This is a genomic window from Campylobacter sp. CFSAN093241 (assembly GCF_012889595.1).
GTDB classification, from domain to species: domain Bacteria; phylum Campylobacterota; class Campylobacteria; order Campylobacterales; family Campylobacteraceae; genus Campylobacter_D; species Campylobacter_D jejuni.
The window spans coordinates 1,374,885-1,394,060 of record NZ_CP040612.1; the positions used below are offsets into that span (position 1 = coordinate 1,374,885).

Sequence of the window (19,176 nt, forward strand, 5' to 3'; positions counted from 1 at the left end):
TTCACTTTACCCAACGATTATTTATAATTTTTGACATTATATCTTTAATAGTATCAATTAAATTATGATATTCACCTTCATAAATATTTTGCAAGTTAGCACTTTTTAAAATACCTGAAAGTTCTATTTTAAATTTCTTATTTCTTATCGTAATTAAAAAATTTGCATTATCTTTTTGTTTATACAAATAATGCAGATAATCTTCTTCTCGCTTTTGGATAGAATTAATAATTTTATCTAATTTATATCCACGTTCTTTTATATCTCTTTGTATTTTTTGATTGTCAGATTCATCTGAATCTATAAAAATTTTAATTTTTACAAAATCACCAATAACCTCTTGATATAAAGTATGCAAACCTTCAATAATTACAATATCCAAATCCTTTGTTTTTATCAGATCTGATGTCAAAAAATTACCAGAAACATGATCATATAGCGGAATACATAAATCATGAATATCTTGATATATACATTTAATATCTAACGCCAATTGAATAAGATTGTTCCCCTCTGGATTATAATGTGTTATTCTCTCCCATACAGTAGAATACCTATCAAATTTATGGTAACCATCAGCACCAATTACCATACAATCACAAACCGATTTAATAGCACTACCAAGTGTAGATTTTCCAGATCCACTTTTACCAGATATAGAAATTAATAATTTTGAACAATTATAAGGATAATACTTTATATCATAAATACCTAGATCATCAGCTATAGAATCTCCTATCATTACAACCTTATCTTTTGAGTCAATTTTAGCTAATTCAAAAGCTCTATCTATTAATTTTTTATGTGGCTTTTCCACTTCAAATTCTTCTGAGCAAATTAAAAAATCAAGCATTAAAGATAAATTTGCATAATTAAGTTTGTTAATTTGTTCAATAAAATAAAAATTAGTAATGGCTAAAATCTTTCTATTAATACTTTTAGCATAAACTAAAAAATCAAACATTGTCTTATCAACTTTAATATTATAGAGAAATTCTTTTATGTATAACTCAAACATATTTTTAGCCTGAATAAAATGTATATTTTTCTCTTCACACATTAATTTAAAGTATAATTCTTTTTTATGATGATTTACAGATAAATCTCGAGCTTTAATTTGCATTCTTGCATATTCATAATCTTCCATCGAAAAATTATATTTTTTTAAAACATTTTGCAAAGCTTTGTTATGTGCATAAGTATAGTTAAATAAAGTATTGTCAATATCCACCATAATAAGTTGATATTTATTAGCTAAATACTGAAAATTAAACATAAGAACCCCAAAGCTCCGGATTTTTTGTACATACTGAAAAACTATTTGGCAAAACTTGACAAATTTGTTGTATTAAGACTGTATAAGATAAATTATAAAGCTCCGGTGATACTATAATGGGCTCTATTTTTTTATCGATACTTTTATACAAATTGTTAATAAACTTAGCATATTCTTTTATATCGAAATCAGCAAATTGAGAATAATCAACCCATAAATACTTTGGCTCAGTTAATTCAATAATCTTGTAATTTAGTGTTTCTACATCAGAAACACGAATGATAAATTTCCCTTTTATTTTTTTTGAAATTCTTAAAATATCAGGAATCTGAGAATCTAAAAAATAATACTCATACCCCCCTGTCATCATTTTACCATGATTGTCAAAAATCTCAATAACAAGCTCTTCTAAATTTGATTCTTTAATATTGCAAATTATGGGTATATTTTTAAAGAATTCTAATTTTTCAGTAAATAACGGATATTTTATATTAGATTCGAGTAAATCATGATTTAAAACCAAACCTTGTTTATTACGCCTTAAATCAATCTCTACACCAAAATTTCTAACTTTCTTAGAAATATTATTTTGACGATGTAAAAAAACCATCTATATTACCTTTATACATAAAATTATAATAATCCTCAGGCACGCCAATATCTATAAAATAATCATCAAAAATATGAGCTTTAGCTTTTAGTTTTTTATAATTTTCTTGCAAAAATTCTTCAAAAGAAAATTTTTCCTGCAAAGCAAAATCTTTAAAAATATCTTTATCTAAAAGATAAATTCCACCATTGATTAAACCTTGCTTTTTGAATACCTTTTCCTCAAAAGAAATTACAAGACCTAGCCCATCAACATTTACCGTGCCATATCTATCAAAATCATTCATTTGTTTTAAAGCAAGGCAAATTTTACCTCCATTTAGCTTTAATTTGCTTAAATCTATGCCAAAAAAAGTATCGCCATTTAAAACATAAGCCTCGTTTTTTATAATTTTCAAAGCCTCTTTTATAGCTCCACCCGTTCCTAGAGGCTCTTTTTCTATACTGTATTTTATTTTTATGCCTAAAAACTCATCTTTAAAATACTCTTTTATCACTTCATATTTGTATGATACCGCTAAGATAACTTCTTTTATGCCTTGCTTTTTAAGATACTCAAAAATAAATTCTAAAAAAGGCTTATCATTTATCGGTGCCATAGGCTTTGGAATGTCTTTTATAACACTTTTAAGCCTTGTTCCTAAGCCGCCACAAAGTATTATTGCTTGCAAGAAAAACCTTTGCCAAAAAGCTCTTCTTCAACGATAGCACAAATAATATGTCCTATTAAAATATGTGCTTCTTGAATTCTTGGTGTGCAAGTTGAAGGTACTTTTATACAATAATCACAAAGCTCATTCATATCCCCGCCATTAGCTCCGCTTAAGCCTATGCTTATGATTTCTTTTTGCTTGCAAAGCTCTAAAGCCTTTAAAATATTTTTACTATTTCCACTTGTAGAAATTCCTATAAAAACATCTCCTTTAACACCCTGTGCTTGCACTTGTCTTGCAAATAAATTTTCATAACCATAGTCATTGCCAATAGCTGTTAATATGCTAGTATCTGTAGTAAGTGCAATACTTGCGATACCGGGTCTATCAAAATAAAACCTACTTACAAATTCCCCTGCGATATGCTGTGCATCTGCAGCACTACCACCATTTCCTGCAAGTAAAGTTTTGTTACCATTTTTATAAGCTTTTATGACTTCTAATGAAGCATTTTTAATAAGAGTTATCAAATTCTCATCTTTTAAAATTTGCTCTTTTACTAAAATTGATTCTTGAAAATGTTCTTTTATATAAGAATTTAAATTCTCCATGATTTAACCCCCTCTTTTGTAAATGAAAAATCTTGCACATAACCTTGCTCTTTGCTTAAAGCTTTGATTAAGTTGTATTTTTTTGTAGGATCCACAAAGAAAAACATAAATCCACCTGCTCCTGCTCCACTAGTTTTGCCACTATAAGCTCCATTATCTATAGCTAGTTTATAAATTCTTTCAAGCTCATCATTACTAACGATTTCTGAAATGATTTTTTTTGACTGCCAAGACTTGCCTAAAATTTTCGCCAAAGTATCAAAATCCGCCTTAAATAAAGCTTCTTTCATCTTTATAGCATCTTGTTTTATAGCGTGCATAGCTTCAAGGGATTTTTCATCTCCGAGCTTTCCTTTTTTATGCTCTTCTATATCTTTTGCTTCTCTTGTGATATTTGTAAAATAAAGCACAATTCTAGCTTCAAGCTCACTAGCTATCCAGTTTTTAATGCGCAAAGGATTAACAATGACTCTTTTATTATTATAAAATTCCATAAAATTAAAGCCACCAAAAGTTGCGGCGTATTGATCTTGTGCTCCACCTACTATACCTAAATCTTCTCTTTCTATCTCATAAGCAAGTTTAGCGATTTCATATTCCCCTAAAGGTAGATTAAGCCATTCTGCAAAGGCTTTTATAACCCCTACAACTAAGGTTGAGCTTCCGCCCAAACCACTACCACTTGGTACATCCGAATAAGTGTGCAAAGAAAAACTCAAAGGTTTTTTTGTAAAATCTTTTACAATGCGATTATAAATGCTTTTAAAAATATCTAATTTTCCATCATTTTCTAAGAATTCTTTGCTTTCATACTCACAGTAAGAATTTGTATCAGGAGAATCAAAAATGATTTTTCCATCTTCTCTTTCGATCAAAGTACAATGTATGTATAAAGATATAGTCGCATTTAAAACATAACCTGTGTATTTATCACAATATAAATTTATATCAGTCCCCCCACCTGCTAAACCAAGGCGGAGAGGAGTTTGCGTGCGTATAGTTTTCATCTATTTAAAGGAATCCTTCCTTTTTTTATCTCGTCTCTCCAATGATTTAACAAATCCTCAAACATTTTTCTAGCTGGAATTTCTGGCTTCCAGTTGATATAACGTTTGATTTTAGTATTGTCAAACATTTGATAATCCGCATCAATAGGACGCAATCTTTCTTCATCTTGCTCTACTTTAATATCTTTTCTTGTAGAAAAACCTAAAAGTATATCAATAACCTCAGGGAGTTTAAAAACTTCTTCTCCTGCTATATTAAAAGCTTCCCCACAAGGAACTTTTCCTTTTTCACTTTCAAGAGAAAGTAGATAATAAGCCCTTATAGCATCACGACAATCTTGAAAGGTTCTTACACTTGAAAGATTTCCAACCTTGATAACAGGCTCTTGATAACCCGCTTCAATCAAAGCAATTTGCTTTGCAACCGTGCTTTCAAAAAACACATCGCTTCTTCTTGGACCACTATGTGTTCCCATTCTTGTAACAAAGCTGCGGATGTTATAAGCTTCGCCATAAAATCTTCCTAAGTAATCAGTGCCGATTTTGCTTATACTATAAGGACTTGCACCGTGAAAAGCTGTTTCTTCATTAAGTTTAACACCTGCTTTTGCTTTACCATAAACTTCGCTTGAAGAGCATACATGCACTACAGGGTCATATCCATCTTTTGCCTTTAAAATTCTAATGTTTTCTAGGATATTTGCCGTGCCTATTATGTTGGTTTGTAAAGTTTCAATCGGTATATCAAAAGAAGTTTTTGGGTAAGACTGAGCTGCTAGGTGAAAAATCACATCAGGCCTTTGACTCTCGAAAAGTTTTTGAAGACTAGAGCAATCATTTAAATCTGCATAAAAAATGCTGATTCTATCTTTTTTATTAATCCTATCGCTTAAATGATAGATATTATCCATAGGTTCTTGCCAACGCATCATACCTATAACATCATAGTCTGTGTTTTCTAGCAAGAAATCTGCCATTTGTGAGCCAACTTGCCCTGTAAAACCTGTAATTAATGCTGTTTTTTTCATGATTTATCCTATTGTCTTATATTTTGCTCTTTTAAATACCATTCATACATCATTTTAATGCCGTCTTCAAGCTTGATTTTTGCCTTCCAGCCTAAATTTTGCAATCTTGAACTATCTAACATTCTATCCATTGTAGAATCTGGTTTTGAATTGTTAAACACAATTTCACCCTTAAATCCAACAATATTTTTAATCAAACAAGCAAGTTCTTTTATGCTTAAAAATTCCCCACTTCCTACATTAAGATGCGGTTCATTAGATGAAACAATATCTTTAAAATCTATATTTTTCATCACATAAATAGAAGCATCGACTAAATCTTTTGCATGAATAAATTCCCTAATTACACTACCACTACCCCAAATTTCTACGCTATCTTTACTTACACCAAATTTTTGTAAATATTCCATTGCTTGCTCTAAGAAATTCATTTGCAAATCCTTTAAAACCTCATCAATTTTATTTTCATCTAAAAGCTTTGCTAAATGAAATTTGCGAAGCAAAGCCGGTAAAACTTTTGCTTTTTGTAAATCAAACTCGGTTGTTTCTCCATACAAATTTGCAAGATACAAAGTGATAAAATTTGTTCCATATTGCAAATTATAACTTTCGCACATTTTTGTTCCTATAATTTTTGGTAAACCATATGCAACGGCTTTTAAATCTAGCTTTCCATCTAATAAATTCTCTTCTTTAATGGGATTTATAGCTTTTTGAGGGTAAGCCCAAGCAGAACCATAAAAAATTAGCTTTTTAACATTATTTTGATAAGATGAATGAATAATATTTGCTTGAAGTACGCTATTTTCATAAATTACATCGGCTGGAGTAAAAAGCCCTAAGGTATCAAGCTTGGCAGCACATAAAAAAACATATTCTGGTTTTTCTTTTGCGAAAAAATCAGTCACAGCTTTTTGATCTACTAAATCTAATTCTTTTCTTGTTTTTACGATAATATTATTAAAACCCTCATCTATAAGTGTATTATAAAGAGTTTTTCCCAAAGTGCCGCCATGCCCTGCTATATAAATTTTAGAATCTTTTTGCATCATTTATCCTTACTCATCGCTAAAATATCACGCTCTGAAAGGATAGGAGAATTTGTTGGCCAATCTATGCCTATTCTTTCATCATTCCATGCATAAGTAAATTGATCATGTGCATCCATATATTCTCCTAAATAAGCACATTTATAGTAATAAACTGCACTTTCACTGCTAACATAATGAGCATTTCCAAAACCTGCTGGAACTAAAATGATTTGCTGATTATCTTGATTTATGATGAATCTTTCATGCTTCAAATAAGTTGGTGAATCTTTTCTGCAATCTACCACCACCTGATGAATTTCCCCATAAATACAAGTTGCAAGCTTATAAGTTTTTACATCGCCATGGATACCGCGGATAACATTGTGTTTAGAATGTATGAATTTATCGTGTATAAATTTTAATCCATTTGGCAAGAGTTTATCTATAGCTTCACTTGTAAAAGCTGTCCAAATTTCACCTCTTAAATCTCTAAATTTATTAGGAGTTATAATATATACACCTTTTAGAATTTTTGATTCTTGTATATCAAATTCTATTGCCATTATTTGCCTTTTTTGTATTTAAAATTCTTATAAAGCATGTATATTTTATAAGGCAAAATAAAATAAGCTCCTTTATATCTGTTTTGATGAGCTTTAAGTATCAAATCTCCTAATTGATAAGAAAGATGTTTTTTACATTCTAGAGATTCATAATAATCTGAGCAAGATTTTAAGTCTAAATTTCCAATAGGATGTTCTCTAAGAAGTTTATTTTGTTTTTTTTCTCTATATAAAATCTGAAATGTTTTTATAATTTCCATTTTAATCAAAGCATTCCCTAATTGATATCTGATATCTGATTTAACATAGCCTACAGCACTAAAACAATCATTAGTTAAATATCTCAATAATAAGTCTTTTTCAGTATTGTTTTTATTTTTTAGCAAGATCAATTTTAAATATTGAGCCCTTTTGAGGTCGCCTAAAAAACTAGAAATTTTAAATCCTACGATAAAAATATATGGATATTTTTCATCATTGAAATTAATATAATCTTGATAACAGTCATTAAAAGCTCCTAAAGAATGTGATAATAAGGTTTGAAAAAAAGACTCATAACGGTTTTCCAAAATTATTTTAATATTTTCATTAATCTGATTATAATCTTGTTGCATAAATAAACATTGCATTTTATAAATTCTATATCCATCATTATCATTGTCTAATTTTAAAGCCTCATCAAGATATTTAATTTGATTTTCTAATGGCAAATTTAATTCTCTTGAAAGTTGAAATAATCGAAATGAAGACATAGCTTTTTGCAAAAAATGTAAAGACAATTTATTCATATTTTGAATTATCAATTTCAATTGCTCATCTTTTGAAAAAATATCATGAAAAGATATTAACTTATTGCTTCCAGAAATCATCATTGCTAATTTTGAGAAAACTGATTCTTTGGCTGAATAAATTTTTTCGGCTTTGGACATAAAATTAATTTCAAAAAAAGCTCTTTGCATTTCAGTATAATTAGGATCTATAAATGAACTGATATCAAGAATTTTTAAATGATTATATTGTTTAAAAGACTTTAGATAATCAACCAATTCTTGATTAGCATTTAAATCTTGCCCAAAGACTACAATATTATTATTTTTATCCAATTCTTTTATAGCAATCTCTAAAGCAATCTCATAAGGAAAAAGCCTTTCTATAACAGGAGTAAAACTAGGAGCTTTTCTTATGTTTGAAAAAATAATATCCCCGCCTCTAATATGCAAAGCAATAAATTTAGCTTGTAATTTCGCAATATCATCTTGAACCTTAATTAAAATATCTTGATATTGTTTTGAAAAATTAATTGTAGTATAAATCTGTTGTATTTCATGTAAGCACTCACTCTCTTTACAATCTTCGATCCATAAATTTGGCAAAATATCTGTAGAATACCACCCCCATTCCTTTTCAAAATTTTCTTGATCTGTCAGATACTCAAAAGTTCTTTTATCTTTTCTTATAGCATTACCATGGCTATATTCTAGTCCTTCTGATGGTAAAAAATATTGCTCAATAAAACTTTCACCAAATACAATATCAACCTCATCCATACAATTGCCTAAGTAATTCAATTTTTCATCTTTGCAAGATTGTGTAATCCCCATGAAAGCCAAATCTATAGAGTTATGCCACAAAAATCCGAATTCGAAATTCATTTTTTTAGCTAAATACATACCTACTAAAATGCTAGCTATTCTCATACCTAATCCATCTGGTTTAGAAGATATAATATAACCTTTTTTTCTTTTTTTAAATACTTCAACTTTACTCAAACTAAGAACCTTTCTTTCTAAAAGTATTTTTATATATCTTGCTTCAACTCTATTAGATATAACAACATCACATTCAAAATTATTATATTTCCATATATAAAAATTTTGAGGAATAAGTGTCCATTGTGTATTATCGATTGAAACATAAATTTTGATATCACGCATACTAGATCTTAAAAAAGTATTCTTAACATTTAAAATTCTAATTTTCTCCAAAAAATAAGTATCAAGTAAATCAACCATCCACCAAGACCATTGATCTTTAGAAGTGCAAAAAGCATAATCACAAATTATATCAGTGTTTATAGCTCTAGAAGCATCATTAAATTTGGAATAAATACTTAAAGAACTTTGCATAGCTTTTTTATATTTAGAAATATTAAGCAAAGTATGATCAGGAAGGATAAAATAAGGTTTATGAGCAACTTGTTTTTTATAGTCGGACTTCTTTATTTTCTTTTTTTTATATATCGCATACCAAGCAAAAGGTAAAATCAAAGGTTTGCCTAAATACCATTGTTTTATAGACTTAATTAAAGCTTCACCAATAAGATAAGAAAGATGATTTTTAACCCGATTCACATCATTAAAATCAGGATATTCATCTAATTTAGGTAGCTTTTTTTTATTTTTTTCCATTTTAAATTTAATAAATTCTAAAATCAATCTAAAAGGAATTAAATAAAAATTATAAATTTTAGCACGAGTAAGAACATAACCTATTCTATAAGAAAGTTGTTTTTGGATTCTATATCTTACTAAACCATATTTACAAAAAAAGTCAAATTCGGGATAGCGTTTATGATTGCATTCGTAAATGGGCTTATGCTCTCTAAAAAGCTCTTTGATTCTTCTAGGATCATGTTTTAACTCCACAAAATCAAAATACCAAAAATATAAAAACATAAAAAACGCCTCTTCTAGCAATTTCCCTTTTTCTTTATCATACTCCTTGGCAATAAATTCTCTAATATGCCAAGCATTTAAAAAAATACTGCTTTTTGCATGATATTCTTTAGCTGCTTTAACATCACCATCAAAAACATCACACAAATGTTCAATATAGGGGGCAATATTAGCCTTAGTAGTTATTTTATCATAAGAAGCAGTAGAAGCTGAACGTATACGATAATAATATAAAACTTTTGGAAATACATATATATGCTTAGCTTGAGCAAAAAGCAACATCCCAAAATGTACATCCTCATGAATTAAGCCATCTAAAAATTTTAATTTTATTTTCTGCAAATAAGCAAAAGAATATATACCCCCACACACACACCAAAAAGGAAGGTCGGCTTGAATTTTTAAACATCTCTCAAGCCATTGCATGGATGTAATTTTCTCTGGTTTATAATATTCATAAATTTGCATTTGAGATTTTGTTAAATTTGTTTTATGTTTATAATGTTTTTCTTCAATATTATCATAAAACATCTGATAGTCAAACCAAACTATATCCATATTATCTGATCTTTTAACACATTCTTCAATGCAATCTAATGTCCAATAATCATCAGGATCTAAAAATACAATAAAATCAATGTTTGGATTTTTAAAATTGATCGCTTCTTTCTTATTTGCAAAATAATTAGAACTTTTGTAAATTTTGTGAATAGCACGAGAATTATTATTTTTTATAGAAAATTCTACCAACTGATGCTTGTCAACTTGCAGTTCTTCGTTAATGATATTAAAACAAAAATCACCAGAAAAATATTCTATACCTACATTTCTTGCGGTACTTTGTCCTCCATTCTCCTTATCAAAAAGTATAAATCTTTCATCTTTTAAAGTATATTCTTTTGCAATATTGAGTGAGTTTTCATCTGTGCTACCATCATTTACAAGTACAACTTGTAAATTTTTATAAGTTTGATTAACAACACTATCTAAACATTCTCTTAAATATTTTTCTACATTATAGATTGGGATAACTACGCCTACGGTTTTCATTTTTTAATATCCTAGCTGCATATAACAAAAACTAAATTTCATTTCTTTTGGTTTTTATTATATAATTATAATGTATAATAATAACTTATTTTTGTATTAAAAATAAAAATTTTTATAAGGAATCTTTTATGCATAATCCGAATTCGGCTATAGAAAGAGTAAAAAATCATCTTGCTTACAAACTAGGTCAAGCTATGATTGATTTTACAAACAGTAGTAGTGGGGGGGGGTATATAGCATTATTTAAAAAACTTTATAAAATTAAAAAACAACACAAAAAAGAACAAAAAATTTATCAACAAACCATACAAGTTTTTCCTCAACTCAAATACCCAAGTTTAGAAGCATGTAGTGATTATGAGCAAGCTTTAAGATATAAATTTCATTTGTCTTATATGCTAGGTGAAGTTTTAATCAAAGCTTATCAAACTTGGTATACAGGGGGTGGATTTAAATTAAAAAATAATATTAAAAAAGCAAATAAAGAATTTCAAATTTTTAGAGAAATTTTTAAAGAATTTGATCAGATTAACTCTAGTATCCTTGAAGGTTTGATAGATAATAAACAATTATTTTTAAAAGAATTTTCAAGAATAAAAAATATATTAAAAATTCATCAAGATTATAAAGCAATATTAGATAATATCTTTCACAATTTTAATTATTTTATACAAAATTTCGATCTTATAGAAGAATGGTTATTATCAGATGATTTCAAAGAAAGATACAAAAAAGAAAACCATCCTTATCCTTCATTACTTGATCCTAAGAAATTAAATGATAAAAATGAAAAAATCAATTATCATAATATACCAGCTGAACTTGCTTGGGAAATGAATTTGCCTTTACCAGATAACTATGAGTTTGTGTGGCTTGGTGGACATGGAACTGGGACTGAAGCATTAAAAGTATTTTTATCTTACAATAAAATTATTATTCCGGATAATTTTTTTAATTATGAAACAGGATTACAAAGATATAAATATGCTCTTAATATCTTATTAAATGATATTGATCATATAAAAGGCATACGCTTAAAAGATTATCATTTTAATGATTTTGAAAAATTTTGTAAATTGATTCAAAAAAAATGTAAATTTATTTTTCAAGTAAGAGATTATTTTGAAATATTTACTTGCTATATAAATCATAGAACTAGAAAATCTGACGCAATTATGAATTTTGATCTACAAACTAATTTAAGTGATGTTTTCGATCGTTTTTATTATTTTTCGAGCGGAGAAAATCATCCAATTAGATTAAATCTAAAAAATTTTTTATCTTGGCCTGCATTACATCAAGAAATGGGATTTAGAACTTGTGTAATGGAGTATTCGATGCTACAAAATTTTGATAATATTTTAGATGTTCTTTATATTGATATAAAAGATATTATAGGAGTAGACACAAAAAACACAATTCAAAAAATATGTAATTTTATAAATATATCTTATAATCAAGAATATAATTATTCTGAAAATATTATAGGAGATTTAAAAATTATATTTCCACTGACTTTAAACGTTTTAGAAGGCATAGAGCTATTAATTATAGATTCTCATTCTACATTTGATACAAATTGCTATAAAGATATTACATTAACAATAACTAATTCAAATGTATTTAAAATATTAATTAAATTATCTGATAATTTAAAATTAATAGATAATATTATAAAAGAATTGAAATTATATTTTTTTAATTTTAATAAAACATTAAAGCAAAAATTAGTTCAAGAAAAAAAGATACGAATTAAAGAACAACAATATATTGATATTTATAAACATGATCCCTATAGAAGAAGAAAGTTGCAAAAAATGATGAGTTATGAATTAACCCATATCAAACAACATCGCCCAGATATAGTAGCATCATGGAAATACTATCAAGAATTTGAAAAAATGTGTAAGGAGTTAGATGGATAAAATTACTTGTGTAACTTTTTCTAAAGAATTTGCCTTAGGGATTAAAAAATTATTTTTAAAACTATGGTTTTGTAGCTTCATTTTTAATTCATATAATAGATTATCTATATCTAAAACTACAGTTCCAAATCCATCTTTATTATAATCAAAATAACCTTGAGTATATATATGCCTAGAAAATAATTCATTTTTATCAAATTGATAATAAATCACGGGCTTTTTTAAAACGGCCATCTCAAAAGCCACGCTTGAATAATCCGTTATCATTAAAGATGATTCACAAAAAAGCTTTTGCATACTTATTTCAACAGAAGGTGTTATAATATAATTTGGTAAATCAAAACCTTCCAAATAAGGTCTAATTTGTGGATGAGGATTAAAAACTATTTTGTAATTATATTTTTCATGTAATTCTTGTAATTTTTTACTGTGTAAAAAAGAACCCCATCTATAAAAATACTCACTTTCATAAAATTTTGGATTAAATCTTCTTTTCATTAATTTTTTACTATAAGAACCTACTATATATTCTCTCCAAGTAGGCATAATAAGAATTTGTTTAGTGTTTATTTTATTATTTTTAAGCAAAGCATCCCATCTAGGAAATCCTGTTAATTTTACCTCTTTTGGAGTAAATTTATAACGATTAAAATCTCCTACTATAGAATCATATTCATCTTGCATTCCAGTAATAAATAAATCAATTTTTCTTTGATTCAACCAAGAAGATAAATCATCTTTTGTGATCCCATGTTGTAAAAATATGAAATCTTTAGTCTTTAAAGTATTTTCCCCCAAAGCTTCAAAAAAATACCTATCAATATGTGATGAAATAAGTTTATCAGCCTTAAAAACCAAATATTTAAATTTAAAACTTTTTGGATCAACAAGTTTAAAACCTTCTTTTTTTAGCCTTTTATAATCATGAGAATTTTTTCTAAGAACAAAAACAATATTTTGTTTAAGATGATTTTTCATAACATAGCGATATAAATGTTCAGCATTATCATCAGCTCTAAAAGGCATATCAGCAAAAAGCCATAATGATTTATTCTTAGCTCTTCTTTTTTTTAATTTTTTAATTTCATAAAAAACATCATAAAAAGTGCACTTTTTTTCTTGATAGATTATGCCAACATTTTTATCGTTAATAAAACAAATCATATTTTTAGCATTTATAAAAAATTTAAACCAAATTCTTCTTTCATAAATAAAAACTCGGTTTAAAAAATCATATTGTCTGATTTTTGAACAAATGATTTTAGCAGACTTATCATCAAAAAGCATTTTAACTTCATCATTAATATCTGCAGTATAAAATTTAATCAAAATTTCATCATTTTTATCATCTATTTGTTCAATAAAAACTGTATCTATAGGTACTTTTTCTTTTTTAAAACAATGTAAAAATCCCATTTTGTGTAAAAACAAAAAAGGATTAAAATTAAATTTTATTATACTCTGCTTATCAATAAAACAAAAAACTTGATCAAGCAAATCAAGATATTTATGAATTTTAGCTTGATTCATAAAAGATAATTTTTCAGGATGATTAACCAGTTCTTGCACCTGCCAAAATAGTTCATACAAAATAACATTTTGTATGAAAATAGGAATTTTATCTTGCTTTGCTACGAAATTTAAAAGCTCCAAATATCCTTTTTCTAAAATTTCCAAATAGTAAAATTTATTTTCATTTTTTTTATCTAAAGTGGAACTTTTGTCAAATCTTTTTCTATAAAAATATCTTGCATTTTTTAAAAATACAGATTTTAGATTTAAATTTTTAAATAAATAAATATTAATAAATTTTCCATCTTCAAAATTTAAGATCAAATTTTCATCAAAAAAAGTATCTTTAAAATAATCACATCTTAGAAAACATGATGCAACCGAAAGTTGAATATTTTCATTTAATTTTATATTATCATAAACACTTTTTTGTCTTTTGAATTTAAAATTTAAAGCATGAGTATCTTTATATAAAATCTTTCTTTTTTCTCTATAAAAAATAATATTTGTAGCCACCATAGCTATATTATTTTGTTTTTTTAAAAAACTATCTACCTCATAAAAATAATCCCTATCTAAAAAATCATCAGGATCAGTAAAGGTTACCCAAAAAATATTTAAATCATTTTCTTTTAAATATTTTAAACCTAAATTCCTCGAACTTGCCTGACCACCATTTTCTTTATATAGATAGGTAATATTTTTTGGGTATTTTTTTTGATATTTTTTAATGATATTGGCTGAATTATCAGTAGAACCATCATCAACGCAAATTAGATAAATATTACTTTTAAAATCCAATCTTTGATTAATTATAGACTTAAAAAAATCATCTAAATATTTTTCCACATTATAAACCGCTGAAACTATGACATATTTATTATAGGCTTTGTATTTTTTAGGTTTAAATTGTTTTAAAAAATTTTGCATGGAAATTAGCAAACTTTTAAAGAAGAAAAATATATTTTTTTTATACTTTGCTTTTAACAACATATCAATTTCTAGCCTTTTTAGCTCTTAAATCTTCAAAAAAACCCTTGGGATTAAAAAACAATTTTCTTGCTAAACGATAAAATTTAGTATGTGAAATAATAGCACCAAGATACTCCAAACCTAAAATTTTCATCAAAAATAAAAAAGGTCTTATGTTTCTAAGCTCATACAAATAAGGTTTATAAACAAAAGATCCTAAAGGATAAAAGCTTTTATCATGTTTTTGCGCCATCAGCATTTTTTCTTTATCAATGATGATTTGATAAAAAATTCCCTCATGCTCAAAACTATAAAGCTCGTTAATTAAATAATAAAGCATTTCATACAAATCATGCTTATCATTATTTTGGCTTAAAAAATCTAAGATAACTTTTTTTTCATCCTTCTTTAAAGTTAAGAAATATTTTTTCATTTGATAAAGTTTTTGCTCGCTTAAATTTAAATCTTGTTTATAATCTAAATCTAAATTTTTTCCAAAAAACCAAGAATGAGGCAAAATTCCTTTTTGAAAATAAAAAATATCACAATAATCTATACCATCAAATTGTAGTTTTATACTTGCATCTAAAAATATTTTAGTGATTTTTTCTTGTTGTAAAAAATCCAACAAAAGTTCATATTTTAACTCTTTATCTATAAAAAAATCACTGATATTTTTATAGATGATTTCTCCCATATAAACACTAATATCCTTAAAATCATAATTTTGATCTTTAAAAAGCATTAAAACTTTTTCACCTTTGGCTTTAAAAACTTGCAAAGGCTTTAAATCGTGTTTTTTGATATTTTTTAAATGCTTATAAAAAAGCCGATGATTCTTATCTTTATTTTGCATATAAGCGTTTTGATTGGGTTCTATATGATAAAAATGATACATATAAATTCCATAAAAACAAGCCTCATAACCAAGTAATGAAAACCAAGATCTAAAACCTTTAAAGTCAAAAAAATTCCAATTTCTAGCATCATAACTTAAATTAGCAGGCATTTTTTCAAAACTCACACAAGCTTTTAAAATTCTAGCAAAAAGATCAAAATCTTCATAACCATGCCCGATAAAATTTTCATCATTTCCACCCAATCTTAAAAACTGATGCTTATTTATCACAATACTTGAAGTAGAACTTGGGGAAAAAAATTTTACCCAAGTATTTTTTGCTATAAATAAATCCTCTTGTATCAAAATATCCCAAAATTCTTCATCGTATTGTTTTAATTTTTCATTAGCTTCTTTATTAAGATACACCACAGGCAAAACTATCAAAGCATTGATATTTTGAGCAATATTTTTAATTTGAATTAGTTTTAAAATTTTTTCAAAATTATCCAAGGAAATATAACAATCTACATCCAAAAACAAAAGAACATTTGAATGCGCACAACTTGCTCCTAAATTTCTGCATTTTCCTTGAGAAAAAGCTTTTTGCTCCATATCTTTAAGATAAATATGATGGTTTGCTTGGATAAAATTTTTAAGCTCGTGATTTTTAGATGAATATCCTTCAACAAAAATAAATTCTATATTCTCATCACTTTTAAAATATTTTGCTTTCTCAATAACCCTTTCTTCTATATAAGGACGCTCCTTACTTAAGCCAAAAGGAATAATAACAGATAAAAGAGCCATTAAACATTTCCTATAGCATAAAGCTGGATAATCCCTATAACCCTTTCTTCTTTCCCTACTATAATTTCTTTGATTTTATGTTTTAGCATGATCTCCTCTGCTTCACTTGCCATAGCATCAGCATCGACTACTTTAGGATTTGTACTCATGATTTCTTTGGCTCTAAAATCAAATCTTGGTTTATCGCTTGTCTTTAAAGCACGACGCAAATCCCCATCAGTGATGATACCCACTAATTTTTCATTTTCAAGTACCACACAAAGCCCTAGCTTTCCACTAGTCATCACATCAACAAGATCGTTAAATTCAGTATCAGGATGCACTATAGGAAGGTTATTTGAAACCATAAGATCTTTTACCTTGGTTAAAAGCTTACGCCCCAAACTCCCCCCTGGATGAAAAAGGGCAAAATCATCAGGCTTGAAATTTCTTACCTTCATCAAAGCAGCAGCTAAAGCATCCCCCATAACCAAAGTTGCGGTTGTCGAAGACATAGGAGCAAGCTGCAAAGGACAAGCTTCCTTTTCCACAGCTATATTTAAAAATATATCGCTTTGCTTTACAAGGGTGGAATTTTTTTTACCACACATTACTATAAGTGGAATTTTACGCTTTTTTATAGCTGGAATAATTTTTAAAATTTCTTCAGTTTCTCCTGAATTTGAAATAGTAATTAAAACATCTTCAGGAGTTAGCATTCCAAGATCTCCATGCAAAGCCTCTCCTGGATGGATGAAAAAGCTTGGCGTTCCTGTACTTGCTAAAGTAGCTGCTATCTTAGCACCTATATGACCCGATTTACCCATTCCACTGACTATGCAACGCCCTTTGGTATTTAGCATCAAATTCACAGCTTGATTAAAATTTTCATCTAAATTTTTAGCCAAATCCAAAATAGCTTGTGCTTCTTTTTCAAAGACTTCTTTGGCTATTTCAAGAGTATTCATTTTTAAACCTTAAAGATTAAGCACAACATTGGTTGCGATAGCAATTTGATAAAGAATTTGAGTTAACATTGAAAAAATTTGCAAATTCTCACTATCTACTTTTGGCAATACCAACACAGAATCGCCTGGTTTCATATCTATATCACTATGATATTTTTCAGCTTTTCCATTGCTTCGTATCACCAAAACTTTTGAAGTATCCGCTCTTTCTCCATAACCTCCTGCAAGATTGATATAATATCTTAAATCTTTGCCCTTATCATACACAAAAGCTCCAGGTAAAGAAACCTCACCTTGAACTATGATGAGATTATTCTTACTTGGTACATTAATAGTATCACCGTCTTCTAAAATAACCGAATTATAAGACTTTGGATTATCAATGACAATTTGACCCTTAGGCTCTACTTGCTTAGCTCTTTGGATAAATTCTAAAATCGTTTTTGCCTGTTGAGCTCTTATAGCTGCACCTTGAGCTGTAACAGAACCACTAGTTAAAGCTAGAGTTTCAAGCTCTTTAAGCTGAGCATTGATAAGTTCTTTTTGAGTTCTAGCTACACTTTTTCTAAACACTTGTAAAGCTTGCATGTTTGATTGTGGATTAGCTTTAATTAATTTAGAAATATCTTCTAAAGTCGTTCCTTTACCCACAACTAAAGTTTTTAAACCATTATGCTCGCCATTTACACTTATAGTTATATTTTCAGAAACATACTCAGGGTGAAATTCTACCTCATCTCCCGTTCTAAGTAAAACTTTTGAAAATTGCATTTTATTATAAGCACTGACATCAAGTTTATGATCTTCACCATAACTTTTTACGATAGCATTAGTCACGATAGGTTTAGCACCTGATACTCTAGCTAAGTCAGCTAAAGTTTTAATATCATTTGAAAGTTCAAAACGAAAAGGTCTTTGCACATCACCGTTAACAAAAGCGTAATTTTGAACATTTCCTACTAAAATAACATCTCCGCTTCTAAAAGGAAAAAGATCCATTTGTCCTTTTAGCAAAAAATCATATAAATCGATATTTTTTATCACGCTGTTATTACGCAAAATTTGAATATCTCTAAAACTTCCATATTCTAAATTTATACCCCCTGCTTTATCAAGATACTGAATCACTGAATCCGAACTAAGTCCTTGATAAAGTCCTGGAGCATTAACACTTCCTGTTACAAAAACACTGACATTTTGATAAGCATTCATATCTGCATAAACAAAAACATTGCTTTTATAGATTTTATTAACACGTGCTTTTATAACACTTACAAGGGCACTATTTTTCACGCCTAGTAAATTTACAGCTCCTACTTTAGGGATAAAAATATTTCCTTGAGAATCCACCGCTAAAACTTGCGAAAACTCAACAGCTCCCCAAATTTTAAGACTGATTTGATCACCAACTGCGATCTTATAATCTGGGTTATAAACTCTTTGATTGTAATTTTTAAAATTTCCATTAAAAAGATGAGCACCGAATACTAAAATTTGATGAATTTTTGTAAGATTATTTTCTTTATTTGCTATATCATAATTTGAACTTAAATTTTGATCTATGCTAGTTGTAGTAGAACCTTGATCCTCTGCTGAAATGATTTGTGAAATATCCACAGCTCCAAAACATAAAATACAACTAAAAAGTAAAATTAATATTTTTTTCATT

The 19,176-nt window shown here is 27.6% G+C and carries 14 protein-coding genes; 1 reads left to right on the forward strand and 13 read right to left on the reverse strand.

Annotated features, from left to right (window positions below):
- Position 1 precedes the first annotated feature (1 nt).
- Genes FBE96_RS06980 through FBE96_RS07020 form a run of 9 tightly spaced genes read right to left on the reverse strand, consistent with a single transcriptional unit; the run spans position 2 to position 10,503 of the window.
- Positions 2–1,276: an HAD hydrolase-like protein gene (locus tag FBE96_RS06980; protein ID WP_002872118.1), complete on the reverse strand. Its 1,275-nt coding sequence runs from the start codon at positions 1,274–1,276 to the stop codon at positions 2–4.
- Positions 1,269–1,886 (reverse strand): hypothetical protein, encoded by a 618-nt coding sequence (locus FBE96_RS06985; protein WP_052824105.1) that lies wholly within the window; start codon positions 1,884–1,886, stop codon positions 1,269–1,271. Before FBE96_RS06985 ends, FBE96_RS06980 begins: the two co-directional genes overlap by 8 nt.
- Positions 1,861–2,556, reverse strand: a complete 696-nt coding sequence (locus tag FBE96_RS06990) for a nucleotidyltransferase family protein (protein WP_002872116.1) — start codon at positions 2,554–2,556, stop codon at positions 1,861–1,863. The genes FBE96_RS06985 and FBE96_RS06990 overlap by 26 nt, the downstream gene beginning before the upstream one ends.
- On the reverse strand, positions 2,544–3,149 hold the full coding sequence (gene gmhA2 / locus FBE96_RS06995; RefSeq protein WP_002896838.1) for a D-sedoheptulose 7-phosphate isomerase: 606 nt from the start codon (positions 3,147–3,149) through the stop codon (positions 2,544–2,546). The genes FBE96_RS06990 and gmhA2 overlap by 13 nt, the downstream gene beginning before the upstream one ends.
- On the reverse strand, positions 3,137–4,156 hold the full coding sequence (gene hddA / locus FBE96_RS07000) for a D-glycero-D-manno-heptose 7-phosphate kinase (protein ID WP_002872115.1): 1,020 nt from the start codon (positions 4,154–4,156) through the stop codon (positions 3,137–3,139). Before hddA ends, gmhA2 begins: the two co-directional genes overlap by 13 nt.
- Positions 4,153–5,184: a GDP-mannose 4,6-dehydratase gene (locus tag FBE96_RS07005; RefSeq protein ID WP_002896840.1), complete on the reverse strand. Its 1,032-nt coding sequence runs from the start codon at positions 5,182–5,184 to the stop codon at positions 4,153–4,155. The genes hddA and FBE96_RS07005 overlap by 4 nt, the downstream gene beginning before the upstream one ends.
- An 8-nt stretch (positions 5,185–5,192) precedes the next feature.
- Entirely contained in the window at positions 5,193–6,233 is a 1,041-nt protein-coding gene (locus tag FBE96_RS07010) for an NAD-dependent epimerase/dehydratase family protein (protein WP_002872113.1), read from the reverse strand.
- Positions 6,233–6,778, reverse strand: coding sequence for a dTDP-4-dehydrorhamnose 3,5-epimerase family protein (locus FBE96_RS07015; RefSeq protein ID WP_002872112.1), 546 nt, complete (start codon positions 6,776–6,778; stop codon positions 6,233–6,235). The genes FBE96_RS07010 and FBE96_RS07015 overlap by 1 nt, the downstream gene beginning before the upstream one ends.
- Positions 6,778–10,503 (reverse strand): glycosyltransferase, encoded by a 3,726-nt coding sequence (locus FBE96_RS07020; protein WP_002872111.1) that lies wholly within the window; start codon positions 10,501–10,503, stop codon positions 6,778–6,780. The genes FBE96_RS07015 and FBE96_RS07020 overlap by 1 nt, the downstream gene beginning before the upstream one ends.
- Before the next feature lie 128 nt (positions 10,504–10,631).
- Here FBE96_RS07020 and FBE96_RS07025 point away from each other — a divergent pair, with 128 nt between their 5' ends.
- The gene (locus FBE96_RS07025) at positions 10,632–12,428 is read left to right on the forward strand and encodes a DUF2972 domain-containing protein (protein WP_052792738.1); all 1,797 of its coding nucleotides are present in this window, start codon (positions 10,632–10,634) and stop codon (positions 12,426–12,428) included.
- Here FBE96_RS07025 and FBE96_RS07030 read toward each other — a convergent pair.
- The 4 genes from FBE96_RS07030 to FBE96_RS07045 are packed head-to-tail and all read right to left on the reverse strand — an operon-like array spanning position 12,417 to position 19,175.
- Positions 12,417–14,933 carry a CDP-glycerol glycerophosphotransferase family protein gene (locus tag FBE96_RS07030; RefSeq protein ID WP_002871872.1) on the reverse strand — a complete coding sequence of 839 codons (2,517 nt, stop codon included), beginning with the start codon at positions 14,931–14,933 and terminating at the stop codon, positions 12,417–12,419. The two genes, FBE96_RS07025 and FBE96_RS07030, sit on opposite strands and share 12 nt — an antisense overlap.
- Before the next feature lies 1 nt (position 14,934).
- Positions 14,935–16,560, reverse strand: coding sequence for a galactosyltransferase-related protein (locus FBE96_RS07035; protein ID WP_002871871.1), 1,626 nt, complete (start codon positions 16,558–16,560; stop codon positions 14,935–14,937).
- Positions 16,560–17,507 (reverse strand): KpsF/GutQ family sugar-phosphate isomerase, encoded by a 948-nt coding sequence (locus FBE96_RS07040; RefSeq protein ID WP_002871870.1) that lies wholly within the window; start codon positions 17,505–17,507, stop codon positions 16,560–16,562. Before FBE96_RS07040 ends, FBE96_RS07035 begins: the two co-directional genes overlap by 1 nt.
- 9 nt (positions 17,508–17,516) lie before the next feature.
- Positions 17,517–19,175, reverse strand: coding sequence for a polysaccharide biosynthesis/export family protein (locus FBE96_RS07045; protein WP_002871869.1), 1,659 nt, complete (start codon positions 19,173–19,175; stop codon positions 17,517–17,519).
- Position 19,176: the final 1 nt, after the last annotated feature.